Annotated in this window: 20 protein-coding genes; 10 read left to right on the top strand and 10 right to left on the bottom strand. The window is 65.1% G+C overall.

Features of this window, described 5'->3' with window-relative positions; genetic code table 11:
* The first annotated feature begins 268 nt into the window (after positions 1 to 268).
* The 4 genes from ABIC09_RS04880 to feoB all read left to right on the top strand — a co-directional run bounded on the left by ABIC09_RS04880 (position 269) and on the right by feoB (position 2,993).
* A complete protein-coding gene (locus tag ABIC09_RS04880; RefSeq protein WP_354034190.1) occupies positions 269 to 457 on the top strand; it encodes a DUF4169 family protein in 189 nt (62 codons plus the stop codon).
* Positions 454 to 708, top strand: a complete 255-nt coding sequence (locus ABIC09_RS04875) for a ribbon-helix-helix domain-containing protein (protein ID WP_148754162.1) — start codon at positions 454 to 456, stop codon at positions 706 to 708. Before ABIC09_RS04880 ends, ABIC09_RS04875 begins: the two co-directional genes overlap by 4 nt.
* Positions 709 to 821: 113 nt before the next feature.
* The gene (locus ABIC09_RS04870; RefSeq protein ID WP_148754161.1) at positions 822 to 1,097 is read left to right on the top strand and encodes a FeoA family protein; all 276 of its coding nucleotides are present in this window, start codon (positions 822 to 824) and stop codon (positions 1,095 to 1,097) included.
* A 24-nt stretch (positions 1,098 to 1,121) separates the two neighbouring features.
* The gene (feoB, locus tag ABIC09_RS04865) at positions 1,122 to 2,993 is read left to right on the top strand and encodes a ferrous iron transporter B (protein WP_354108570.1); all 1,872 of its coding nucleotides are present in this window, start codon (positions 1,122 to 1,124) and stop codon (positions 2,991 to 2,993) included.
* A gap of 316 nt (positions 2,994 to 3,309) precedes the next feature.
* On the opposite strand, the gene ABIC09_RS04860 is transcribed toward feoB, so the two are convergent.
* Entirely contained in the window at positions 3,310 to 3,846 is a 537-nt protein-coding gene (locus ABIC09_RS04860) for a response regulator (protein WP_347340243.1), read from the bottom strand.
* A 54-nt stretch (positions 3,847 to 3,900) separates the two neighbouring features.
* Here ABIC09_RS04860 and ABIC09_RS04855 point away from each other — a divergent pair, with 54 nt between their 5' ends.
* Positions 3,901 to 4,134: a hypothetical protein gene (locus ABIC09_RS04855; RefSeq protein ID WP_148754159.1), complete on the top strand. Its 234-nt coding sequence runs from the start codon at positions 3,901 to 3,903 to the stop codon at positions 4,132 to 4,134.
* Between the two features lie 100 nt (positions 4,135 to 4,234).
* Here the strand turns inward: ABIC09_RS04855 and ABIC09_RS04850 are convergent, their stop codons facing one another.
* Entirely contained in the window at positions 4,235 to 4,498 is a 264-nt protein-coding gene (locus tag ABIC09_RS04850; protein ID WP_354034192.1) for a cupin domain-containing protein, read from the bottom strand.
* A 224-nt stretch (positions 4,499 to 4,722) separates the two neighbouring features.
* Positions 4,723 to 5,265: a TetR/AcrR family transcriptional regulator gene (locus tag ABIC09_RS04845; RefSeq protein ID WP_354108569.1), complete on the bottom strand. Its 543-nt coding sequence runs from the start codon at positions 5,263 to 5,265 to the stop codon at positions 4,723 to 4,725.
* A 146-nt stretch (positions 5,266 to 5,411) separates the two neighbouring features.
* Between ABIC09_RS04845 and ABIC09_RS04840 the strand changes: the two genes are divergently transcribed.
* Together ABIC09_RS04840 and ABIC09_RS04835 are read left to right on the top strand one after the other, a co-directional pair.
* Positions 5,412 to 6,152, top strand: a complete 741-nt coding sequence (locus ABIC09_RS04840; protein ID WP_354083428.1) for a 3-oxoacyl-ACP reductase family protein — start codon at positions 5,412 to 5,414, stop codon at positions 6,150 to 6,152.
* A 124-nt stretch (positions 6,153 to 6,276) separates the two neighbouring features.
* Entirely contained in the window at positions 6,277 to 6,639 is a 363-nt protein-coding gene (locus tag ABIC09_RS04835) for a hypothetical protein (protein WP_354108568.1), read from the top strand.
* A 34-nt stretch (positions 6,640 to 6,673) separates the two neighbouring features.
* On the opposite strand, the gene ABIC09_RS04830 is transcribed toward ABIC09_RS04835, so the two are convergent.
* Complete coding sequence (locus tag ABIC09_RS04830) at positions 6,674 to 7,222, bottom strand: sterol desaturase family protein (RefSeq protein ID WP_354108567.1); 549 nt, start codon at positions 7,220 to 7,222, stop codon at positions 6,674 to 6,676.
* Positions 7,201 to 10,698 (bottom strand): AAA family ATPase, encoded by a 3,498-nt coding sequence (locus ABIC09_RS04825; RefSeq protein WP_354108566.1) that lies wholly within the window; start codon positions 10,696 to 10,698, stop codon positions 7,201 to 7,203. The genes ABIC09_RS04830 and ABIC09_RS04825 overlap by 22 nt, the downstream gene beginning before the upstream one ends.
* A gap of 47 nt (positions 10,699 to 10,745) precedes the next feature.
* Between ABIC09_RS04825 and ABIC09_RS04820 the strand changes: the two genes are divergently transcribed.
* On the top strand, positions 10,746 to 11,585 hold the full coding sequence (locus ABIC09_RS04820) for a class I SAM-dependent methyltransferase (protein WP_354108565.1): 840 nt from the start codon (positions 10,746 to 10,748) through the stop codon (positions 11,583 to 11,585).
* A 9-nt stretch (positions 11,586 to 11,594) separates the two neighbouring features.
* Here the strand turns inward: ABIC09_RS04820 and ABIC09_RS04815 are convergent, their stop codons facing one another.
* The 5 genes from ABIC09_RS04815 to ABIC09_RS04795 all read right to left on the bottom strand — a co-directional run bounded on the left by ABIC09_RS04815 (position 11,595) and on the right by ABIC09_RS04795 (position 20,273).
* On the bottom strand, positions 11,595 to 13,277 hold the full coding sequence (locus ABIC09_RS04815) for a di-heme-cytochrome C peroxidase (RefSeq protein WP_354108564.1): 1,683 nt from the start codon (positions 13,275 to 13,277) through the stop codon (positions 11,595 to 11,597).
* A 355-nt stretch (positions 13,278 to 13,632) separates the two neighbouring features.
* The gene (locus ABIC09_RS04810; RefSeq protein ID WP_148754153.1) at positions 13,633 to 13,878 is read right to left on the bottom strand and encodes a hypothetical protein; all 246 of its coding nucleotides are present in this window, start codon (positions 13,876 to 13,878) and stop codon (positions 13,633 to 13,635) included.
* A gap of 25 nt (positions 13,879 to 13,903) precedes the next feature.
* The gene (locus ABIC09_RS04805; protein ID WP_354108563.1) at positions 13,904 to 15,028 is read right to left on the bottom strand and encodes a DUF2336 domain-containing protein; all 1,125 of its coding nucleotides are present in this window, start codon (positions 15,026 to 15,028) and stop codon (positions 13,904 to 13,906) included.
* Between the two features lie 211 nt (positions 15,029 to 15,239).
* Complete coding sequence (locus ABIC09_RS04800) at positions 15,240 to 18,896, bottom strand: AsmA family protein (RefSeq protein WP_354108562.1); 3,657 nt, start codon at positions 18,894 to 18,896, stop codon at positions 15,240 to 15,242.
* A gap of 144 nt (positions 18,897 to 19,040) precedes the next feature.
* Positions 19,041 to 20,273: a cytochrome P450 gene (locus ABIC09_RS04795; protein ID WP_354108561.1), complete on the bottom strand. Its 1,233-nt coding sequence runs from the start codon at positions 20,271 to 20,273 to the stop codon at positions 19,041 to 19,043.
* Between the two features lie 130 nt (positions 20,274 to 20,403).
* On the opposite strand from ABIC09_RS04795, the gene ABIC09_RS04790 reads away from it, so the two are divergent.
* Both ABIC09_RS04790 and ABIC09_RS04785 read left to right on the top strand, forming a co-directional pair.
* Positions 20,404 to 21,024, top strand: coding sequence for a TetR/AcrR family transcriptional regulator (locus tag ABIC09_RS04790; protein ID WP_354108560.1), 621 nt, complete (start codon positions 20,404 to 20,406; stop codon positions 21,022 to 21,024).
* A gap of 125 nt (positions 21,025 to 21,149) precedes the next feature.
* Positions 21,150 to 22,823 carry a serine hydrolase gene (locus tag ABIC09_RS04785; protein ID WP_354108559.1) on the top strand — a complete coding sequence of 558 codons (1,674 nt, stop codon included), beginning with the start codon at positions 21,150 to 21,152 and terminating at the stop codon, positions 22,821 to 22,823.
* Positions 22,824 to 22,865: the final 42 nt, after the last annotated feature.

Genomic DNA, 22,865 nt, shown 5'->3' with positions numbered 1-22,865 from the left:
GACAGTCATCCGTAATGATACGGAGCCCCAAGGCTCATAATTATAAGGCTTAAAGGACAGGATTTGATTACCGTCAATGTGGCATTGGGGGCGCGTCCTACGCAAAGCCCCGCTGCCCCTGACGGGGCGGAATTCATCGTTTTATGGCCCCTGGAGGCCGATTGATGAGGACGAGCGAATGACGATCAAGTCTTGCGGGGCGCAACGCGGCGCCCTGTTTCTGGAAATTTCATCCAACCTGAAGAGGAGCGGGTGATGGAGACGCGGCATGGGGAACGTCATCAACCTGAATCGTTTCCGGAAGCGCGCCGAGCGGGAAGCCTCGGCGAAGCAGGCGGACGCCAACCGAACGAAGTTCGGCCGCACGAAGGCGGAGCGGTCGGCGGAGGAGACCCGCGCGGACCAGGCGAAGGAGCATCTGGACCAGCACCGGATCGATCGCGAGGAGCAGCCATGAAATCGCCCGTCGTGAAGCGTTCGATCGTGGTCGCTGGCCACAAGACCAGCGTCAGCCTGGAAGAGGCGTTCTGGAACGGCATGAAGGAGATCTCGGGCCTGCGCAACATGACGCTGTCCGAGCTCGTCGGCGAAATCGACGGCGCCCGCCAGCAGGGCAATCTGTCCTCGGCGATCCGCCTGTTCGTGCTCGACTACTTCAAGAGCCGCGCCATGGCCGCCATCCAGCCGGAAAAGGTCGCGGCGCAGTAGCGCCAGGGCGCTCCGCCCACGGCTTCGTGATCTGCACTTTAAAATCCCTCTAAGGTGCAGTTTCGACGAGCGTGCGCGCTTGACCTCAATGCCCTGCGTTGAAAATACAGGGCATGACCGACACCCATGATACGCGCCGCGAGATGCCGCTGGGCCTGGCCAAGCGCGGCTATACCGGCGTCATCCAGCACCTCTCCGCCAAGGACGCCGGCTCGGCTCTCTCAGACATCGAGCTCGAGAGCCGGCTGATCGAGCTCGGCTTCGTCGAGGGGGCCAGGGTGGAGGTCCTGCACGAGGGGCTGGTCGGACGCGACCCGATCGCCGTTCGTGTCGACAACATCACCATCGCGGTGCGCCGCCGCGAAGCCATGGCCATCATCGTCGCCTGAGATCGCGACCGGACATCCGATCCCATGGAATTACCCCTTCTGCATCTCGCCCTGGTCGGCACGCCAAACAGCGGCAAGACCTCGCTGTTCAATGCCCTGACCGGCAGCCGGCAGAAGGTGGCGAACTATCCGGGCGTCACCGTCGAGCGCAAGGAAGGTTTTTTCGTCACCCCGCAGGGCCGCCAGGTCTCCGTCGTCGACCTGCCCGGCACCTATTCGCTGCGCGGCCGCAGCCCGGACGAGGAGATCACCCGCGATTTCGTGCTCGGCAAGGCCTCCGGCGAGACCTTGCCGGATCTCGTGCTGTGCGTGGCGGACTCGACCAATCTGCGCCTGACCATCCGCCTGCTGCTCGAGCTGAAGCGCACCGGACGGCCGATGCTTCTCGTGCTCAACATGTTCGACATCGCGAGCCGACGCGGCATCAATGTCGACGTCGAGCGGCTCGCCAAGGAGCTCGGCGTGCCCGTGGTCACCTCGATCGCGGTGCGCAAGGGCGGCACGGCCGACCTGTTGGCGCTGACCGACGAGATCTCGGCGAAGCTCGCGGCCGAACCTGCCGAGAACAGCTGGCGCGCACTCAGCGTCGCCGAGTTGCGCGCCACCCAGCGCGAGGCCGATCGCATCATCTCGGACTGCGTCAGCCTGCCTGCTAGCCCCGACACCTGGACCGCGCGGATCGACGCGATCGTGCTGCATCCGGTCGGCGGCCTCATCGTGCTCGCGCTCATCCTGTTCGTGATGTTCCAGGCAGTGTTCGCCTGGGCGCAGCCGCTGATGGAGCTGCTGCAATCGGGCTTCGACGCGCTCGGCGACATCGTCCACGCCACCCTGCCCGAGGGCCTGGTGCAAAGCTTCCTGCAGAACGGCGTGATCTCCGGCGTCGGCAGCGTCATCGTGTTCCTGCCGCAGATCATCATCATCTTCCTGTTCATCCTGCTGCTGGAAGATTTCGGCTACATGGCGCGCGCGGCGTTCCTGATGGACCGCATCATGGGCGGCGCCGGCCTGCACGGCCGCGCTTTCATTCCGCTGCTATCGAGCTTTGCCTGCGCCATCCCCGGCATCATGGCGACGCGCGTCATCGACAACAAGCGCGACCGGCTGACCACGATCCTGATCGCGCCGCTGATGACCTGCTCGGCGCGCATCCCGGTCTACACACTGATCATCTCGGCCTTCATTCCGGCCAAGGACGTCTGGGGCTTCATCAACCTGCAGGGCCTCGTGATGTTCGGGCTCTATACGGCCGGCATCGCCAGCGCGCTGATCGTCTCGTTCGTGATCAAGTTCTTCATGCTGCGCGACTACGCGCCGGCGCCCTTCATGCTGGAGCTGCCGGACTACAAGATGCCGAGATTGAAATCGATCGCGATCGGCATCTTCACCCGCGCAAAGATGTTCCTGCAGCGCGCCGGCACCACGATCTTCTCGATGATGGTGCTGATCTGGTTTCTGGCCTCGTTCCCGCAGCCGCCCGCAGGCACCACCGAACCCGCCATCGATTTCAGCCTGGCCGCCATCATCGGCAAGGCGCTCGCGCCGCTGCTCGCGCCTGTCGGCTTCAACTGGCAGATCGCGGTGGCGCTGATCCCGGGCATGGCGGCGCGCGAGGTCGCGGTCGCGGCACTCGGCACCGTCTATGCGATCGAAGGCGGCAAGGAAGCGGCCGAGCAGATCGGCCAGGTGCTGGCGACGAAATGGTCGCTCGCGACCGCGCTGTCGATGCTCGCCTGGTACATCTTCGCCCCGCAATGCGCCTCGACGCTCGCCGTGATCCGGCGCGAGACCGGAAGCTGGGGCTGGATGGCGGCGACCTTCGGCTACATGCTGGTGCTCGCCTATGCCGCAAGCCTTCTGACCTACAACGTCGCGGTCGCGTTAGGGGCGGGCTAGCGTCCCACTCGAAACTGAAATGGCGAAAACAACCCCATGCACAGTAGATTGGGGGCGCCGGGATGTTATCCGGTGGCTTTTGCGAAGCCGTTGATGCGTCCGAAGAAATAGACGTAGCCGGTAGGATGGGTAGAGCGAAAGCGAAACCCATCACGCTTCAGCTCGGAGGCAACGATGGGTTTCGCAAGAGCTCTATCCATCCTACGCACTCGATGCGCGCTACGGATTACGCGCCGCTTGACCCGTCGGGCAAAACAGGCGCACGATGCCATCATCAATCTTCATCGATATGGCGAGGATGTCGTGATCTACCGTATCAGGCGGTGATACTCGAATCGCCGGCAGCTCGCAGCGTCATGAGGGCCGCCACGAGCCGCTCGGGCTGAAACGGCTTTTCGAGCAGCACGCTGTTGGGCACGCCCTGTGACTTCCACAATGCAGCGTCAGCACCGCTCGTGATGTACACGACCGGAAGGTTTGGATCCTTCTCTCGCATGCGCCGGGCCAGATCCCAGCCGTTCAGCTTGCCGCCCAGATAGACATCGGTCACGAGCGCCTTGTGATTTTTTCCGCGCGCTATGAACACCGTGATTGCCTCCTCGCCGGAGGCGAGGATGTCGGACGTAAAGCCAGCCTGCGCCAGCGCCATTTCGAGCACGCCCTGAAGCAGATATTCGTCCTCGACGATCAGGATCGAAGGCTGTCCCGACATGTTTGCCTTTTGCTGGCCGGTTATCCGAAGCGGCGCATGTTCCAATTCGCGCGCAATCCAGCACGTGGGTTTGGCATTCTCGCGGCAGACCGCATGAAACCTGAACAGCCATTCAAGAAAGTTTCTTGCCAGTTCCAGCAACAGGCGATCGCGGCAGAAGTTGACCTTTCGACGATGCAGAAGGAGGAGGAACAGATGAGGAAGCTGACTTACGCTATCGCGGCAATCGCAACGCTTGCAATCGGTGCCCCCACCATCGCCAATGCGGGTGGCGTCGGCGTCTATGTCGGCGGCGACCGCGACGATTATTATGGCCCGCGCGCACGCTTCTACGAGCATGACCGCGGCTGGCATCATGGCTGGTACCACCACGATCGCGACTACGACCGCGGCTTCGTGATCCGTCGCCATCACTGGGATGACGATTAAGTCATGCCAGCACGGTGCAACGAGGGGGCCTCGCTTCGGCGAGGCCTTTTTGTATCTGATGCGGAACAGCTGTCAGTTCCGCCGAGAACGGCGCGACGCTTCACGGCTCCAGCGTGTAGGGCCGCCCGGGTTCAAGCACATAGATCGTCAGAAAGCGGAGCGGACGGTCCGGGTCGCAATTGCGAAAGTGCGTATGTGGAAGATCCGCGCGGTCCTGCAGCGTCTCCCCCGCGCGATACTGCCGGGGCGCGTCGCTGCCATAAGCGGACTCGGCAACGCCTTCGACGATGTAGATCGCGCCTGCAACGGGATGGCGGTGAAGCGGAGCGACGCCGCCGGGCGGATAGGTGACCTCGACGACCATGAGCTCCTGATTGCCAGGCAATGGAAGGCGTTCGAGAATTTTGCGCGTGACACCGGCAAAGCCTGCTAGTGGCGCGCTTGCGTGAGCGTCTGGATCTTCAGCCATGGGGCACCTTCATGGTCGATCTGCCTCGTAGGATGGGTAGAGCGGAAGCGAAACCCATCACGCGGCGGCATGCTCGAACGCAGCGATGGGTTTCGCAAGAGCTCTACCCATCCTACGGACTAGTCCACACCCGGCCACGCCGCCATCGCCGCCTTGGCTGCACCTCTCAGTTCCGCCTGCGTGGCACCGTCCTTGGCCTGAATGGCCATGCCCTGGAAGACGCCGAGATAGAACCGGCTCAACGCATTCACGTCGGTCGCATCGGGCAATTCGCCGCTGGAGACTGCCGCCTCTAACCGCGCGCGCAGATTGTCCAGCAGCTCGAGCCTGACCTTTCTCACCTCGCGCGCGATGGTGGCCGGCCATTCGTCGCTGATGGCGCCCAGCGCGACCATGCAGCCGGCGGGCGCCGTGCGGGATTTCGGTAACGTGTCGGCCGCCTTAATCAGCAGATTCTCAACACCGGCCCGCGCGGCCGCCCCCTCCGCGAGCTTGTCCCAGACCGCCTGCCCGTCAGTCGCGGCGTAATGCTGGAACGCCGCCAGATACAGCGCCTCCTTGCTGTTGAAGGCCGCATAGAGGCTCGGCGAGCGGACGCCCATGGCCTCGCACAGATCGTTCATCGAGGCGCCGGCAAAGCCCTTGCGCCAGAACAGCAGCATCGCGGCCTCCAGCGCCGCCTCGCGATCAAATTCCCGTGGCCGTCCCGCCATGACGCCTCTTTCTGTAATGATCAACACATAATTCACTTGACGCGGCCGATCAAGATCCCAGATATTCTGTGTCGATCATTACAGAATAGGAGAGTATGATGACGCTGGCAGGAAAACGGGCCCTGGTGACGGGCGCAAGCAGGGGGATCGGCGCGGCCATCGCAAAGGCGCTCGCCGCGGAAGGCGCCGATGTCGCCATCACTTACGAAAAGTCGGCAGACAGCGCCGCGAAGGTCGTCGACGCCATCAAGGCTTTGGGTCGGAAAGCGGTCGCGATTCAGGCCGACAGCGCCGATGTCGCCGCCGTCCAGGCCTCGGTCGACAAGACCGTCGCCGCATTGGGCGGCCTTGATATCCTGGTCAACAACGCCGGCATTCTTCGCCTGGGCGGCCTCAACGACATCTCGCTCGCCGACATCGACGCGCTGCTGAACGTCAACGTCCGCTCCCCGATCGTCGCGAGTAAGGCCGCGCTGCCCCACCTCGGCAAGGGCGGCCGCATCATCACCATCGGCAGCTATTTCGCCGACCGCGTGCCGTCGCCGGCGCTCGGCGTCTACGCGGCGTCGAAGTCGGCGCTGATCGCGTTCAACAAGGCGTTGGCGCGCGAGCTCGGCCCCAAGGACATTACCGTCAATCTGGTGCAGCCGGGCTCGATCAACACCGACATGAACCCGGCCCACGGTCCGACCGCGGAGACGCTGAAGCAGTTCATGGCGCTCGGCCGCTACGGCGCGCCGGATGATATCGCGAATGCGGTGGCGTTCCTGGCAAGCGAGAAGGCGAAATACATCACCGGCTCGGCCTTGACCGTTGATGGCGGTGCGAACGCATAGACGACAGGGGCGTGACGGCCGGGCCGCGATTCAGCCCGGCCGGATTTTCTGTCCGTGCGCGCCTGCAAAAAATCCCACTCGAATTTGAATGGCGTTCCCGCGACCGACTGTTTATGGTCGGCTCATGTCGCGCCTCTTATGTATATTTGTTGCTGCCATCCTGTCGCTGCTGCCGGTCGTTGCGCCCGCGGCGGCGGCGCCCAAAAAGCCCAAGCAAAGCTGGCATGGCTACGGTTTCCTGCCGGGCTATCGCCAGCCGCTCAGCAACAGCCAGCCGATCTTCATGCAGAAGAACGGCTTTCGTCGCTACGCGCGCGAGAACCAGCGCCCCTGGTATATCGATCCCGTGCCGAGCTATTACCGCTACATTGACGGCGAATGGCACTATTTCGGCCGGCCCGGCTTCGGCGGCTCACGCTACAATGGCGGCAGCTTCGGTCCGTGCTGGACCCGGACGCCGATCGGCGCGATCTGGAATTGCGGCTGATCCGTCCGTCGCAATTCAATCAGGATCGAGCCGGCTATTCAGAACAAAACGTTCCGAAGACGCGATCCCACATGCTGGTGACCACGCCGAAATTGCACGGCCGCTTGCCATAGTGATGGCGCGTATGGCGGCGCTTCAGGCGCCAGAGATAGCCGCCGCGCTTCACGGGGTGATGATGGATGATATGGTGAAGCGCACCGAAATAGATGTAGCCCAGCATCAGCCCCGCCGTGACGGTGCAGGCGCTGCCAAACCCGACCAGCAGCCATATCGGCAGCAGCGATCCGCAACAGATCGATCCCAGGCTCAGCCACAGCGGCGAGCCGACCAATGCGCGCGGATCGGAATGGTGCATGTCGTGCAAGGCGGCCAGATAGGCCGGACCATGCAGGGCGAACCGGTGAATGACGTATTCGGCGAGGCTCCAGAGCAACAGCCCGCTTGCGAAACCGATCGCCGCTTCGTCCCAGCGCAGCGGCTCCCTCAAGAGCAAAGCGACCGCGACCAGCGCGGTACTTGCCAGCGGATAGAAGACGAAATCGGCAAAGTACAAGAACTTTTTCAGTCGCATGGGTTTGCGCATGGGCTGGTCTTGCTGGAACGCTCCATGGCCGCCCGTGCTTCGAAAATCTCCGGCAACTCCTGTGCGTTGGCGAACATCCCGATCACCGGACCGAGGACGCTCCGCGCCTGCGCATCCGTTCCGCTCGCCTGATACAGCCTGGCAAGCGAAAGCGCTGCGCGCAGCTCGTACGTCGCGGTCTGCTGCGCCCGCGCGGCCTCGATGGCCCGGGTGAACGCCGCCTCCGCGGCGACGATATCGATGGGATCCTTGCGCAGCAGCAGCTCGCCGCGCCGGCGCTGGATTTCCGGGGTGAACCATTCCTGTCCGGTCCGCTCCACCTCGACGAGCTGTTCGTCGAGAATCGCGAGCGCCTCGTCGAACTGTCCTTCGCCGGCCTTGGCCTCCGCGAGCAGCGTCCAGGTCAAGGGCACGTAGAGCCCGGTCGCCATTTTTCCGACCAGCGGCAGCGCGATGGAGTCCTCCATCTCCCGGAGCCCGGCCGCACGCTCGCCGAGACGGCAACGGATCCAGCCGTTCCAGAATTTACCGGCTCGCGTGTAGAGCAGAAGTCCGTGCTCGCGGCTGAGCTCGATCACGGCATCGACATGCGGCCTCGCGCCTTCAGGGTTGCCGCGCACCGCCTCGAGCACGATCTTGTGGAAATGCGTGTAGACCATCGTCGCGACATGGCCGCTATCGGCCGCGCGGCGGATCGCCTGCTGCGCCAGTTGCTCGGCGCGATCGACTTCGCCGAGCGGCCACAGCACCAGCGCGAGGTAGATCGCCGCAGCGATCCCGCAATCGTGGCCGTACAGGAAGGCGAGATTGCGATCGTGCTCGTCGCGGTCAATCGCGAGCGCCTGCTCGAGATGCTGCCTGGCATCGACGAAATTGCCCTCGAACCAGCGCGTCATGCCGCAGACGCGATGCGCGACTCCTGCCTCCGGCGCATCGGGGCGGTCAGCGGTATCGTGCAGGAATGCCTGCGCGAGCTCCTGCATCGATCCGAGCTCGCTGCGAACCAGGCTTCCGACCCACAGGCCGTAGGTGGCGGCGAAGCGCTCGGGCGCGCCCTTGAGGCTGGACGCGAGCTCGCGGGCGCGTGCGAACGCGACCGACGTCTCCGGCGCGCCATAGCCGCGCGTCGCGATCAGCGCGTTGCCATAGGCGATCTGCAATTGCAGCCGGCGGCTCTGCCCGGCCGGGCTTTCGCTCAAGCCTTCGGCAAGACCGATAGCCTTGGTCAGATGCGCGATCGCCTCGGGATAGGCCGAGCTGCGCAGCGCGCGATCGCCGGCCTTGCCCCACCACTCGACGGCGTCCTCGACGAGACCGGCCTGCGTGAGATGATGCGCGGCGATCTCGGGCGCTGCTGCGGCGGCATCCGGGAATTTCTCCTGGAGCACGGCTGCGATCCGCTCGTGCAATCGCCGCCGGCTGCTCCTGAGCAGGCTCTCATAGGCAGTGTCCTGCACCAGCGCATGCTTGAACGTATAGACGGCTTCGGGGGCGGCCCCGCTGCGGAAAATCAACTCGGCGGCTTCGAGCTGGGCGAGCCGGGCACCGAGCTCCGCATCGTCCTTGTCCGAGATCGCACGCAGCAGCACGTCGGAGAATTCGCGGCCGATGACGGCGCTGACCTGCGCGACCTCCTTTGCGGGCCCGAGGCGGTCGAGCCGCGCCATCAGCGAATCCTGGAGCGTCGCGGGGATCGACAGGCGCGGCAGGCTGCCGGCCATCCTGTAGCGGCCCCCCGCCCCCTTTTCGAGAACGCCCATCTCCAGCACCGTGCGCGTCAGCTCCTCGACGAACAACGGGATGCCGTCGGTCCGGGTCGCGATCTGCGTGACCAGCTCGGAGGGGACCGCGCGGCTTCCGATCACCTCGGCGATCATGCGCTGGACGTCGGTCTCCTTGAGGCGTCCGAGCTCCAGCGTCGTCAGATTCGCCGGGCCCATCCATGGCAGCGCGAATTCGTCGCGGAACGTCAGCACGAGCAGCAGGCGAAGCTGGTCGGCAAGCCTGACCGCGAGCCCGAGCAGCTCGAGCGAGGTCGCGTCGGCCCAATGCAGATCCTCGACGATGCAGACCACCGGTGCCTCGGCGCACAGGCGCTGCAAGCGCTGGATCAACGCGGCAAGCGTGTTGCGCCGCAGCTGCTGTGGCGTCCAGTCGAGCGGCGGATAGCGTCCGTCGGTGGCAATCGAGAGCAGGTCCGCAAACAGCGGCACCAACGTCGGAGTCTTCAGATCAGTGCGCCCGAGCAGCGCTTCCAGCTTGCGCAGCCGCTGTGCATTGCTGTCGCCGGCGCCGAGCTTCGCCGCCCGCTGCAGCTGCGCGATGACAGGATAGAGCGCGCTGGCGCGATGATGCGGCGAGCACTGATAGCGCAACCGGATGTGCGGCTCCGCCGCGATCCGCTCATTGAGGAAATGCGCCGCGAGCCGCGACTTGCCGATGCCGGGCTCGCCGGAGATCAGCACGACCTGGCCCTGGCCGCGCCAGGCCCGCTGCTTGCACTCGGCCAGCCGGTCGAGCTCGTGCTCGCGGCCGACGAACCCGGCGAGGCCCGCGGAGCGGTAGGCTTCGAAGCGGCTCCCGAGCGGCGATGGACGGTCCACCGCCCAGACTTCGGTCGCCTCGCTGAATCCCTTGATCGTGCGCGTGCCGAGCGCGCGCAGCTCGAACAGATTGCCGAGCAGCCGGCGCGTCGAGGACGCGATGATGACGGTGCCCGGTTCGGCGAAGGCCTGCATCCGCGCCGCGAGGTTGGGTGTCTCGCCGATCACCTCGAGCCGGCTCGAGGCGCCTTTTGCGAAGAGATCACCGACGACGACCAGTCCGGTGGCGATGCCGATCCTGACCTCCAGCCGCAAGCCCGGCTGCACGGCGATGGCCCGGACTGCGGCGGTGATCTCGAGCCCGGCGCGGACCGCGCGCTCGGCGTCGTCCTCATGGGCCGACGGATAGCCGAAATAGGACAGGATGCCGTCGCCCACCAATCGCGAGACGATGCCGTCATAGCGCGCGATGATCGCGGTCGCGGCCTCGCGATAGGCTTGCAGGATCTCGCGCATCTCCTCGGGATCGAACTGCTGCGACAATGCAGTCGAGCCGACGAGGTCGCAGAACATGATCGTGAGTTGCCGGCGCTCCGCGCCCGCGTCGATCTTCGGTGCGAGCAGACGCGCCTTCGGAACGTCGAGCTCGACAATCGAACGCAACAGCCTGCGCCGGTGCCCCAGCACGACGCCCATGGTCGCGAGATCGCGATCCGTAATCTCGGAAAGGATGTCGAAATCAATGCCGTGGTCGGAAAAGGACTTCAGGTATTGAGGGAGGCCGACCTTCTCCAACCAGGCAGCAACCTGCCCAGTCATCGCGCGGAGTCCAGCATGAATTGTACTAAACCTAAAGTATATCCCCGCTCGGAATGAAGTCAATCGTGGCAGGCAAGCGTCGCCATTGTTGACGCATTGAGGACCTTGGCTCATGCTTTATGGTGGAAGCGTTCCCCATTTTCGCGCGAGAGTATTCATCCGTGAAGCAGGATCCGTATCCGACAGCGGCAAACCCGATCCATTCGGCCGTCGTAAAACTGTTTTATTCGCGCGCGGCGCGCCAGCTTTTCACCAACGCCTGGTACTCGCTGCTGAGCAACCTCGACAGGGACGCCGCGATCCGATTCCTCAACTACGGCTATGCCCCGCTGAACGGCGAGCAGGTCGCGCTGCAAGCCGCCGACGAGCCCGATCGCTACGCGATCCAGCTCTATCATCACGTGGCGTCGGGGTCTGCGATTGCGGGCAAGGATGTGCTGGAGGTCGGAAGCGGCCGCGGCGGCGGCGCGTCCTACATCGCGCGGTACCTCCATCCGAAGAGCTACACCGGGCTCGACATCTGCAAGCCGGCGATCCGCTTCAGCAAGGCGCGCTATGCCGGCCAGGACAATCTCGCATTCCGCGTCGGCAATGCGCTCAGCCTGCCGTTCGCGGACGAGAGTTTCGACGTCGTGGTCAACGTCGAGAGTGCGCAGCATTATGGCGACATGGGACGCTTTCTGGAGGAGGTCCACCGCGTGCTCAGGCCGGGCGGTGCTTTTTTGATGGCGTGCTTCGAAGACCGCTCGAAGGACGTGTATCCGCGCGAGTCCCTGGTCCGGTCGCGCTTGCGCCTCGTTCGGGAGGACGACATCACCGCCAATGTGGCGCGCGCGCTGGAGCTCGACGGCGCGCGGCGAACGGCGCTGGCGGACGAGATCGTGCCGCGGGTGCTGCTCGGCGTGTCGCACGAGTTCGCCGGCATTCCGGGGACGCAGCTGCATGCGTCCTTCGCCGACGGCACCTGTCCCTATTATTGCTTCACCTGCCGCAAGGACTAAAGCGGCCGCTCAGAGCATCTTGAGATATTCGATCAGTGCCTTGCGGTCATCCTCGGTCAGATCCGTTCCGTAAACGTGCCCGGCATTCGAGTTACCGCGTACGGTCGTATCGAACAGGAACGCGCCCGGCATCTCGGCCTTCATGTCGTATCCCACGATGTCCGGATTGAACTCCCAATTGCCGACATAGAAGGTCTTCGGCCGCTGCCCTGGCGGTAGCAAAAGGTCGTTCAACGACGGCACCGAGCCGTTGTGCAGATAGGGCGCCATCGCCCAGATGCCGTTGAGCGGCCTTGCCCGGTATGCGAGCGGCGCCCTGTACTGGTTTGGACGGCCGCAATTGATCTCGGCGGCGCTGGCCGCGTTATCCTTGGACCGACCGATCCATTGCGCGGCGATGTTTCCGGTGAGAACCTCGGCGGCCTTGTAGTTGGACATCGCGTCCGGACCACCGATCTTCGACAGCGCGATCTTGCGGCTGTTGAACGTCGTCGCCTGCTCGGGATCGGTGCCGATCTTGCGGAGATCGACCAGCGGGACCTGGATCTCGCTGCAGGCCCCGGAAGCCGCTTCGACAGGGGCGGCATCGTGGCAATTCGCGCACGCGCTGACATAGACGAGCTGGCCGCGCAGCGCGCGCTTCTGGTCAAGTGCACCGAGAATGGCTTCCGGCCAGCGCGGCGAGCGCAGATCCATCAGCTTCCGCTGCCCCCAGACGACATTCTCCATCTGGACCCCATGCATGACGTCGGGCGTGAGCATCGTCGCGTCATGCTTGATCGGCGCGAGCACACCGAGCGCCTCGACGATGTTGCGCGTCAGCGGCTGACGGATCGAGGCGTTGTACAGCACCCAGTTGAAGCGCGGCGTGTCCCACAGCGCCGGATATCGCACCGGCGCGGTCAGGTGCGCATAATTCCTGGTCTCGCCGGTGTCCGACGGGTCGGTCATGAGCCTGAAGGGTCCGGCGAGAAGCTGGTTCAAGCCGGCGCCGTGCGCGTCCAGCCTGCCCGCCCCGCCCGCCGTATCGCCGGAGTTTCCACCGACGTCCTGGTTGAACTTCGCGGCCGCCTGCAAGACGCCGCCGAAGCATTGCAATCCGCTCTGCACATCGGCAGGGGGCGCCTTCACCCGCGCCATGAAGCGCTGTCCGGCCCCGTCCTGATTCTGCAGGACCGCGGTAATGGATCCGACCAGCTGTCCGACGAACGCGTCGATATCGATGTGGGAAGGACCGCCCTCGATGCGGATCTGCTGGCCGCGGTAGCTGACTTGCCCGGTATGACAGCCGGCACAGCCGAGGCCAAGCCAGTTGCCTTTCCAGCACGCGTGCCTGCCGTCGGGAAGGTCGACCGGGGTGCTGTAGAGACCGATCGCGAGACCGTCCGGATTGTTGGTCGGGCTGACGGGTTCGGGGAGGAAACCCAGACGCTGCAAATTGTCGGGCGCCTTGATCAGCGCGGTTTGGCCGGAAGGCTGCCCCGGCTGCTCCAGCGCGACGAACCATTCATAGGGGATCAGCGCCGTTCCCTGCGAGATGAAATGCCAGCGATCGGCGGTCTCGTCGCTCCAGCCCTGTTGCAGATGGACGGGACCAGCCGGCGCGGGCCTGTCTTCAGCTGATGCGGCGATGAAAGCGGCAAGAAGGGTGGCGACGGCAATCAACGGAACGCGCACATCAAATTTCATCATCGGCTCCAATATTGTGAAGCGCTCAATCATGACGGCGTGAATGCCGTCGCTACATCGCAATCAGCAATCGTGCGCCACCGATGGCGCTACGCGCAGCACCGGAGGCCTTCCAGATAATTTCGTGGACCAGATATTTTCGAGCAAATGACAACGCGCAGCGAGCGCATGCGCTCGTGCCGAACCACCAGCAAGGCAGACACGCCGCCCCATAGCGACCGCTCCGAACCCCATTGCCTGCGGCCGCACTTCCGGCGCCCGCAAGTGCAGGCTACATCATGTCAGATATAAGCGCAAAGGTAGAGATGGGGCATCAGGACGCGCTGCCGGGAAGCGCGATACTGCGGTTTCCGCGCCGTTACCGGAAATAACCCAGCACGAGATCGGTATCCGCGCTGGCGGCGACCTTGCCGTTCAGCTCGGCGTCGATGACGCGGCGGCTGGCTTCGATCGCGGCGTGGTCGCCGAGATCGTTGGCGGCTTCCAGCACGAGCCATGCGGCGTCGACCGTGGCCCTCTCCGGAGCCGATCCGCCGGTCTCGGCGGCGAGGTTCTTGGTGAGGCTCTTGGTCTTGCGAACTGCGGTGCCGAATTGAGGCAACATTGCAAATACTCCCTCGATGTCCCGTTCAGTGAACCTGGAGCTCGGGCTGACGACCCGTCGCGGGATCGGTGCCGGCGCTGTTCTTGCGCGACTGGTAGAATTTCAGAATGCTGCGTGACGTCTCGATCTTGAGGCGGCCGAAATCGCGCTCGTTGTCGTGGAGCTCGCGCGCCGTGATCAGATGATCCTTGGCGCCGAGGAACAGCAGCGACATCGTCGTGTCCCAGGAGAAGTCGAGCGCCTTGCACAGCACCAGGATCATCTCGCGGTTGCGGTCCATCAGCGCCCGCTCGATCACGTCGACCGGCAGCGACGACAGCAGCGACAGGCCGATCTGCACCTCGTCGAAACGGTGCTGGCGCGCATAGTTCGAGATCGAGACCTGGTTGAGGTTGCCCTGCCGGTACTGCGTCGTCACCACGCGCTTGGCGACGAAATAGCTGCGAGAGGACGGGCCGAACTTGGACTGCAAATCGCCGGTGACCCCGGTCACCGAGCTCTGGATCTGCGACATCATCTCGGGGCGCTCGGTCTCGAGCCGGCGGCGAACGTCTTCCGACGCCTTTGAGATGAGCTGCTGGAAGATGTGGCGCGGCACGTCCTTGCGCAGGCCGAGCTGCTCGGCAAGAATTGAATCGCCCTCGGCGCGCCGGACCATGTGCAGCAGGCCGGAGCCGGAGAAGCGCGCGCCCTCGTTCCTGGCGACCGAGGTGACAACCTCTTGGTTACCACGCTTGACGAGCACATCGGTCACGGCCTCGCCGATCGCATTGCGCTGGGCGATCGCGAGCAGATGCGCCTGGCCCTTGGTCATGGCGCTCTCGACCAGCACCTTCTCGTCGATCCGGGTCGAGTCGCGCAGCACGGGACCCGCGACCTCGATCTCGTCGTCCAGGGCGAGCTTCTCGATGACGTTGAGCGGCGCATGATCGTAACCCGCCATCAGTTCGGAGAGCTGCGCCCGCGCGGCGACCTCGATCTCGTCGGCAAGCCGGCCGATGACCTCGCCGAACATGCTGATCTCGTCGTCGACGTAGCGACCGGTGATCAAAAGATCGGTCGCGTGCCACAACGCCTTCGCCCGGCTTTCATCGGTGCCGCGCGCGATCGCGTCGTCCAGATCCTGTAGAAGCGATGGTGCCCCGTTCATCTCGATAACCCCCGTTCTTGGAATCTAAGTTCTTGGAATCTAAGTTCTTGGCGAGCCGTCCTACTTGTGCGGGCGGGACTCCGAATTCCTCTGGGAACCAACACTAGGGATCAAACGCGAGAATCCAGTAAAACCGGCAGATCAGTTTTGCCGGGCAAAATTCCTTCAAATGCGAGCGAATGCGTTTACTCGCGCGCAAGTTGCCTCGCCCCTACGGATTCGACGGCGTCAGGACCAGCGGCGGCTTCGGCCGGGGTTTTGCGGGCGGCGGGCCCGGGGCGGGCCGCACGTCGATCGGCGGCGGCAGGGGCGCGACCTGCTGGCTTGCCAGCGGCGGGCTCGGCACGGCAGGCGCGGCAAGCGGCGCCTTCGGCGTCGGTGCGGGCGTCGGTGCGGTCTTGGGCTCAACCCTCGGTTCAACCTTTGCCTTCGGCGGCAGGCGGCGCGGATCGCGGCCGGGCATCGGCACGTCGGTCAGCGCCGGCTCGGGCGCGGGCTCGGGCGAGACCAGCGCCGGCAGCGCGGCGGTCGCCGGCGGCGGCTCGCCGCGCTCGATGGCATCGAGCCTTCGCGTCTCGCGATCGATCGTGCGCACCGCAAGCCACGACGATAGCGGCGTGAGATCGACGGTGCGATTGAGCTTGTCGGGCGGGCCTGCCGCAAACAGCTGGATCTCCGGCGGCGCGCCGGAGAGACCGGTCATGATCGGTGTCAGGCTGGCGCGGATGTCGGCCTGGTCGGCGGGGATGTCGTAACCGCCGGAGACGATGGCGCGCGCGTTCTTCGCCTCCAGCGGCGTTGCGCCGACGCGCAGGCGGCCGTCGCGGATCGTGAACGCGATCTGCGCCGAGGCGACAGCGATGGGAGCGGCCGACAATGCGGGCTCGACGAGCTGACGCAATCGGTTGTCGTCGGAGACCTGCCCGCCATCGCTGGCGCGGATGGCGAGCTCGAAGGCGCGCGGATTGAGCCCGCTGATCTCGGCCGCGTCCAGCGTCACCGTGCCGCTGCCGGCGAGCGCGCCGGTCAGCGCCGAGACGCTGCGGCCCTGGCTCGTCAGCGTCATCTGCACCGAGGCGCGTCCCTTGGGCAGAGCGAGATCGCGGTAGCGCAGCGAGGCCGCGTCGACATTGGTGAGATCGAGACGTGCGTTCAGCGCCAGCCCGTTGGCGCCATTGCGCGCATCGAGACTTGCGGTCATCTCGCCGCCACCGACGCCGCCCTTGAGTGCATCGAGCGCGAGCGACTGACCGTCGCTCCGGATCGTGCCGCTGAACGGACGCATCTCGATTCCACCAGGCAGGCTACCACGCAAGGCCTGGAACGCGATGCGGCCGCGCCAGCCGCTGACGAGACCTGCACTCAGCGGCTCGCCCGCGTCACGTCCGGCCGCGCCGACGGCAAGCGCGAGCGCAGGCGCCAGATCGAGCGTGTCGAGCCCGACCTCGCCGTCAACGTTCTTCTCCTGATCGAGCGTCATGACGAGATGGCCGCGCAGATGCGAGCCGGAAGCGGTGCCGTCGAGATCGTCGAATGTCAGGCGATTGCCCGATAACCCGACGCGGGAGGACAGGCTCACATTCCGGGCCGATTTGTCGGCCGGGCTGGTCCCGAACAGCGGCGCCAGATTGGCGTTGCGCACGCGCAGATTCACGCTGGCCTTCGGCTCCGGCGCCGACAATTCGACGCTGCCCTGCGCATCCGCATCCAGCCCGCCGCCGCTGATTTTGGCGTTCAGTTGCAACGGCCGGCGCCACGCGCCGCTCAGTCTGGCTTCGATCTGCGAGGCGCCCTCGCCTGCCGCGACCAAGCGATCGAGACCGAGCAGCGCCGTCAGCGAAGCGGCCTGCGGCGATGACAGTTTCGACTCCAGCGTGAAGTCGCTGTTGCGCAATTTTTCGATGTCGATGCCGTTGACCGCCGCCACCGGCGGCTGCGCGGCGAGCGTCGCGGTGGCCTTGAGCTGCGGCGCATCGAGGTCGAGCACGGCGCGGGCCTCGCTGCGATCGGCATGTTCGGCGTTCTTGTCGAGGCTGAGGTCGAGCTTCAGGCGGGTTGCGCCGGGCAACGGTGCGATCGCGTCGAAGCGTGCACGCAGCGCAGGCGCGATCGGCTCCAGCAGCGCCGTGAGGTCGCTCAGCGAATTGGCGGAGGATTTCAGCGCGAGCTTGCCGGTGGCCCTGGTGCGATCGAAACTGCCGCTCGCCTCCGTGGTCACGCCGCTGGCCTGGCCGAAGCGCAACTGCTCCAGCGATAGCGAGGTCGGACCGTAGCCAAGCCTGGCCGCGAACGGCCGCAGCTCCTGGCCGGCCGAGATCGCGCGCCCCACATCAAGCGAAAGCTTAGCCTCCTCCGGCCATTCGCCCTGCGGCCCGGCGAACGCGCGGACAAAACTCGCGGCGGCATCGAGATCGAGACGGTCGGCCTTGAGATCGGCATCGATCCGCGAGCCTTTGCTGGCGCCCGTCTGCGCGAAGGCAATGCGGCCCTCGACCGCGCCGCCTTCGATGTCGGCTTTCAGTTTGTCGATGGCGAGACGATTGGCGGCGATCGTCACGTCGCCGGCAAGGCGCAGCGGCCGCGTGCTGCGGCGGTTGACCTCGCTGCGGCCCTGGAGCCAGGCCACCAGCGTATCGGGATCGGAGGACTCGACGCTGAGGTGGCCGCTAAAACTGTCGGCACCGGGCGCGGCGCCGTTGAGCGACAACTGCGTCATGCCGGGCGCGCGCAGCTCGAGCCGCTGGAAGGTCCAGGACCGGCCGTCGGTCTGCAGCTCGGCCGTGATGTTCTGGAGCGGACGGCCGCCCAGCATGATCTGTTCGGAGTTGAACTCGATCTGCGCCGGGATCGGCGCCTGCGGGATCGCGGCGAGAGCGGCGCGCAAGCTCGGCAGGATGCGCAGCGGCTCGGCGTCGTTCCGGCCGGCGAGCTTGTCGGCATCGACCTGCCGCGCCGACAGCACCGCGCGCAGCAGCGGCGAGGCGCCAAACCTGAGATCGCCGACGCCGCCGAGCTTCAGCGCGGTGTCCTCAGGGCCAAAGCTCGCGTCGACCTGGTCGAACCTGGCGCCAGCCGGATCGGCCTTGAGTTTCGCGGCGAGCTTCCAAGGTGTCGGTCCCGCCTCGCCCGGCTTCTTCGTCGGCGGCACAGCCAGCGTCAGGGCGCCGTCGAATTTCGGTTGGCGGTTGTCGAAGGCAAGCACGCCTTCGAGATCGGCCAGGATGGCACGCTCGCCGGGATCGATGTTGAGGTGAAGACGGGTGGCGCTGCCGTCGAGGCTCGGGCCGGAGGAGACGCGGAACGGGTAGCGCACGCCTGCGGCGGTGAAATTGCCGTCGCCCCGCACGGAGCCCGCGAGCGAGCGCACGTCGCCGGAGAAAGCGATGTCGTTGAGCTCGAGCGTCGAGCGGCTGGCAGCGTCATGAAGCGCGATGCGGCCGGTGAGGTTCAGCCGCTCGATGGCGAGCGAAGCGAGATTGAAGGTGCCGCTTGCGATAGACGGCAACTCGACCTTGCCCTTGGCGTCGAGGCCGAGATCCACCGCCATGCCGCCGATCGAAAGCTCGGTGGCGCGCCACTCGCCGCGCATCAGCGAGCTCAGGCTGAACTCGACGTCGAGCTTGTCGGCACGCAGCCGGCCGAGATCGTTGTTGCCGCCGAAGCTGACCGAGCGCAGCCGCAGCGTCGGCGCCGGCAAGAGCCGCGCATCGAGCTCGCCCGCCACGCGCACCGGCACCCCGATAATCCGGGTCGCTTCCGCCTCGAACTGGGGCCGAAACTGGTTCCAGTCGACGAAATAAGGCCCGATCAGCGCGGCCAGCAGCGCTAAGATAAAGGCAATTGCCAATCCGAGCAGCGTCGTCTGCACGGGTCTCCCCTCGGCCAAGCCGGCACCCGGGTCAAACCCAAGCCTACAACCAAGCTTCAGGCGCACCGGAACTGCCCCTATATAAGGGGAAGTGTGGCGAAGTCACAGCGACTGTTGCGCGCGGAGGTTAATGCGCGCCCCGGCTCACCAGCTCGCCGGCAGGTGCTTCAGGCCCCGCAGCACGAAGGTCGGCCGCCATGCGGGGTTCTCGACGTCGTCGATGCGCAGATCGGGCAGCCGCCGCAGCAGCGTCGCAATGGCAATCTCGGCCTCGATGCGCGCCAATTGGGCCCCCAGGCAGAAATGGATGCCACCGCCGAACGACAGCGGCCGGACGTTCGGCCGGGTGATGTCGAGCCTATCAGGATGGTCGGGATAGACCGCCGGATCGTGATTGGCCGAGCCGAGCAGGCAGAGCACGCTCTCCCCCTTCGGGATCCGCTTGCCGCCGAGATCGTCGATCTCCTCCAGCGCGACGCGCCCGGTCATCTGCACCGACGAATCGTAGCGCAAGAATTCCTCGATCGCGTTGGTGATCAGGTCCGGCCGCGCCTTCAAGAGCGCGAGCTGGTCGGGATTGCGATGGAGCGCCAGCAGGCCGTTGCCGATCAGATTGACGGTGGTCTCGTGGCCGGCGCCGAACAGCAGGATGATGTTGGCCGTCAGCTCCTCGTTGGTGAGCTTGTTGCCGTCTTCCTCGGCCTGCACCAGTTGGGTGGTGAGATCGTCGGCGGGACTGCGGCGGCGCAACTCGAACAGCTGCTGGAAATACATTTGCGCCATCATGTTGGCGGCGTTGCCCTTCGCGATCTCCTCGGGCGTCATCGGCACCGGATCGAGCAGCCGGCCGCCGTCGCGTGAGCTCTTGTAGAAGACCTCGCGATGATCCTCGGGGATGCCGAGCATGTCGCAGATGATGGTCACGGGCAGACGGAAGGCGAAATCCTCGATCAGGTCCATGTGGCCGCGGTCGATCACCGCATCGATGGTCTGGTCGACGATCTCCTGAATGCGAGGCCGCATGTCCTCGACGCGGCGGGCGGTGAACGCCTTCACGACGAGGCCACGCAGGCGGGTATGGTCGGGCGGATCGGCCTGCAGCATCCAGCAGCTCATGCTGCGGAACACCGGCTCGTTCATGATCTCGGGGCCGTAGCGGCGCGTCGTGCGCTCGACGAAATCCTTGCCGAAACGCTTGTCGCGCATGACGAGGCTGACGTCGGCGTGACGGCTGGCGACGAACTGGCCGAACGGCGTCTCGTGGATCGGATCGATCGTGCGCAGCCGGTCGTAATACGGATAGGGATTGCGGATGAAGTCCGGCGCCAGCGGATTGAACAGCGGATCGCTCGCGACGCCTTGCACTTGCTCGTTCATGGTGGACCTCACATCGGTTGCCGCATGACACGAATACGCGAGGCTGCCCCACGCCCGGCGTAACCATCCCTGTTAATCTTCGACTCGATACATTGTTGTATCGAGTTGCATTCTGCCCTAAACTGGCCCGATGTCAAGGGTGAGAACCAGGCCGACCAGGGACGACACGCGCGACAAGTTGTTCGAGGCGGCAGCGCGGGTGTTCGAGCAAGACGGCATCGGCGGCGCCAGCATCGAGGCGATCGCGGCGGAAGCCGGCTTCACCCGCGGCGCGTTCTATTCGAACTTCAAAAGCAAGGACGAATTGATCATCGCCATGCTCGAGGACCACGTCGAGCAATCGATCCGGCGCAACATGGAGATCCTTGCGCAACACAACAATCTCGACGACTTCATTGCAGCGCTGAAGGCAATGGACCGCACCCGGCAGGATCCCCTCGGCCGCTCGCCGCTGCTGCACATGGAGATGATCCTGTTCGTCGCGCGCGCCGAGAAGCGCCGGCCCGAGCTCGCCAAGCGCCTGCGCGCGCGGCGCAAGCTGATCGCCGACATCGTCGAGGCGACATTGAAGGACAACGCGAAGGGCGACACGCTGAACCCGCCATGGATGGCGTCCGTCGTGCTGGCGCTGGAGGACGGCTTTCGCCTGCACCGGCTGATCGATCCGGAGACGACGCCGGCCGACAGCTTCTTGCGCGCGATCACGGATTTGCGACGCAGGACGGGACTGGCGTCGGACAGCAGCTCATAAATAAAAGGAGAGGCCGTATTATGCGGTGCGGACAGCTTGACGCTGAAAACGCACGACTGTAGCGTTACGATCAGTAGCATTAAGCGATGGCGCGGCATGCCTGCAAGTCGAGGTCGCGAGAAACCATGAAAGCCCCGTTCTGGCTTGTTTTGGCGATCGTGCTCGGCACCTCGCCCGCGTTCGCCATCAGCGATAGCGATCTGAAGGCCGCGCTGTTGCAGCGCTTCAGCAGCGATCGTACCGGCGCCTGTGTTGCGGCCGGCGTGGTCGACAACGGGACCGTCGCGACAGCTTACGTCTGCGCCGATCCCAAATCCGCGCGCCCCCATGACGAACACACGGCCTTCGAAATCGGCTCCGTCACCAAGACCATGACCGCGGCGCTGCTCGCCGAGCTGATCGCAACGCATGACATCGCGCTCGACGATCCCATCGCGAAGCTTTTGCCTCCGGGCACAAGCGTGCCGTCATTCAACGGCCACGAGATCACCGTCGGCGAAATCGTGACGCACACGTCGGGCATTCCTGCGAACCTCCCCGACTATCACCCGCCGGACCCCAGCAATCCCTATGCGGGCGCAACCGAGCGCGACCTGCTCGATATTCTGGCCACGATCAAGCTGACGCGCGAGCCGGGCTCGAAATGGGAATACTCGAATCCCGCGATGATCGTCCTGTCCTATGCGCTCGCCAAACGCGCGGGCAAGAATTACGAGACGCTGCTTCGCGAACGCCTGCTCGGTCCGCTCGGCATGAACGAGACCTACGTGGCCACGCGCCCGCCGCAGGTGCATCTGGCGCAAGGCCATTATCCCAACGGCGAGGCCGCACCGCCTTGGGATTTTCATCCCGACATGGCCGGCGTCGGAGGGGTGCGCGCAACACTGGCGGACATGTTGCGCTACATGGAAGGCGAGCTCGGCACCCGCGACAGCGCGATCACGCCGGCGCTGACGCTGACACAGCAAGAGGTTGCGTATGTCGACGGACACCGCATGGGCATGAACTGGAATCTGCTCGTCATGAACCGACACACCATCGCCACCCACGGAGGTGCGACCGGCGGCTACTCGTCCTTTGTGGGATTCGATCGTAACGCGAAGCGCGCCGTGGTCCTGCTGAGCGATACGTCCCTGGTCACGCTCGGCGGCCTCGGACAATTCGGATTGCATCTGCTGGACCCCTCACGCTCGGCCGGCGAACCGCGCACCGCGACAACAGCCGATGCCAAGCTGATCGACGCGCTGGTGGGCAAGTATCGCCTGCGGGGCGGCCTCGGCATCGAATTGCGGCACAAGGACAGCGGCCTGACCATCCAGGCCGACGGCCAGAGCGAATTCGAGATGGGCTATGACAGCGCCGGCGATTTCTATCCGCACAAATTTGACGCGGTGTTGCGGCCCAAGCGCAAAGCGGACGGAACCTATGGATTCACCTGGTTTCAGGGCGGAGGCGCAGTCGAGGCCAAACGCATTGATCCGCTTCCGGCGACGGCGAGCAAGTGGATGCCAACCGACGCGCAACTCCCGGACTATGTCGGACTCTATCCGCTGACGCCGAAATTCGGGCTGCGCATCTTCGTCGCCGATGCACAGCTCTCTGTGCAGGGAACCAACCAGCGGCCACTCAAGCTCGCGCCGGTCGAGCCGGATATCTTCGTCGCGGAGCAGGTCGGCGCGGAGATCGATTTTGCCCGTGATAGCGGCGGCAAGATCGTGGCATTGACGCTCAGGCAGAACGGACAGGTCCTGAAGGGCGAGCGCGAGCAGGATACGACGACCGAACCGGCCAATCGCTGAGTCCTGCCGATTCGAGGGGACACGCCAGCGACCTTTCGCCTG

The organism is Bradyrhizobium sp. S3.12.5 (genome assembly GCF_040548225.1).
Taxonomy (GTDB): Bacteria; Pseudomonadota; Alphaproteobacteria; order Rhizobiales; family Xanthobacteraceae; genus Bradyrhizobium; species Bradyrhizobium cytisi.
Note: the sequence above shows the minus strand (reverse complement) of the source record. Positions and strands in the feature narration are given on the sequence as shown.

What these genes read in the sequence shown, in the direction of transcription:
- ABIC09_RS04880 (WP_354034190.1), top strand. Translation starts at nt 269, where the DNA reads ATGGGGAACGTCATCAACCTGAATCGTTTCCGGAAGCGCGCCGAGCGG.
- ABIC09_RS04875 (WP_148754162.1), top strand. Translation starts at nt 454, where the DNA reads ATGAAATCGCCCGTCGTGAAGCGTTCGATCGTGGTCGCTGGCCACAAG.
- ABIC09_RS04870 (WP_148754161.1), top strand. Translation starts at nt 822, where the DNA reads ATGACCGACACCCATGATACGCGCCGCGAGATGCCGCTGGGCCTGGCC.
- feoB (WP_354108570.1), top strand. Translation starts at nt 1,122, where the DNA reads ATGGAATTACCCCTTCTGCATCTCGCCCTGGTCGGCACGCCAAACAGC.
- ABIC09_RS04855 (WP_148754159.1), top strand. Translation starts at nt 3,901, where the DNA reads ATGAGGAAGCTGACTTACGCTATCGCGGCAATCGCAACGCTTGCAATC.
- ABIC09_RS04850 (WP_354034192.1), bottom strand. Translation starts at nt 4,498, where the DNA reads ATGGTCGTCGAGGTCACCTATCCGCCCGGCGGCGTCGCTCCGCTTCAC.
- ABIC09_RS04845 (WP_354108569.1), bottom strand. Translation starts at nt 5,265, where the DNA reads ATGCTGCTGTTCTGGCGCAAGGGCTTTGCCGGCGCCTCGATGAACGAT.
- ABIC09_RS04840 (WP_354083428.1), top strand. Translation starts at nt 5,412, where the DNA reads ATGATGACGCTGGCAGGAAAACGGGCCCTGGTGACGGGCGCAAGCAGG.
- ABIC09_RS04835 (WP_354108568.1), top strand. Translation starts at nt 6,277, where the DNA reads ATGTCGCGCCTCTTATGTATATTTGTTGCTGCCATCCTGTCGCTGCTG.
- ABIC09_RS04830 (WP_354108567.1), bottom strand. Translation starts at nt 7,222, where the DNA reads ATGCGCAAACCCATGCGACTGAAAAAGTTCTTGTACTTTGCCGATTTC.
- ABIC09_RS04825 (WP_354108566.1), bottom strand. Translation starts at nt 10,698, where the DNA reads ATGAGCCAAGGTCCTCAATGCGTCAACAATGGCGACGCTTGCCTGCCA.
- ABIC09_RS04815 (WP_354108564.1), bottom strand. Translation starts at nt 13,277, where the DNA reads ATGATGAAATTTGATGTGCGCGTTCCGTTGATTGCCGTCGCCACCCTT.
- ABIC09_RS04810 (WP_148754153.1), bottom strand. Translation starts at nt 13,878, where the DNA reads ATGTTGCCTCAATTCGGCACCGCAGTTCGCAAGACCAAGAGCCTCACC.
- ABIC09_RS04805 (WP_354108563.1), bottom strand. Translation starts at nt 15,028, where the DNA reads ATGAACGGGGCACCATCGCTTCTACAGGATCTGGACGACGCGATCGCG.
- ABIC09_RS04795 (WP_354108561.1), bottom strand. Translation starts at nt 20,273, where the DNA reads ATGAACGAGCAAGTGCAAGGCGTCGCGAGCGATCCGCTGTTCAATCCG.
- ABIC09_RS04790 (WP_354108560.1), top strand. Translation starts at nt 20,404, where the DNA reads ATGTCAAGGGTGAGAACCAGGCCGACCAGGGACGACACGCGCGACAAG.
- ABIC09_RS04785 (WP_354108559.1), top strand. Translation starts at nt 21,150, where the DNA reads ATGAAAGCCCCGTTCTGGCTTGTTTTGGCGATCGTGCTCGGCACCTCG.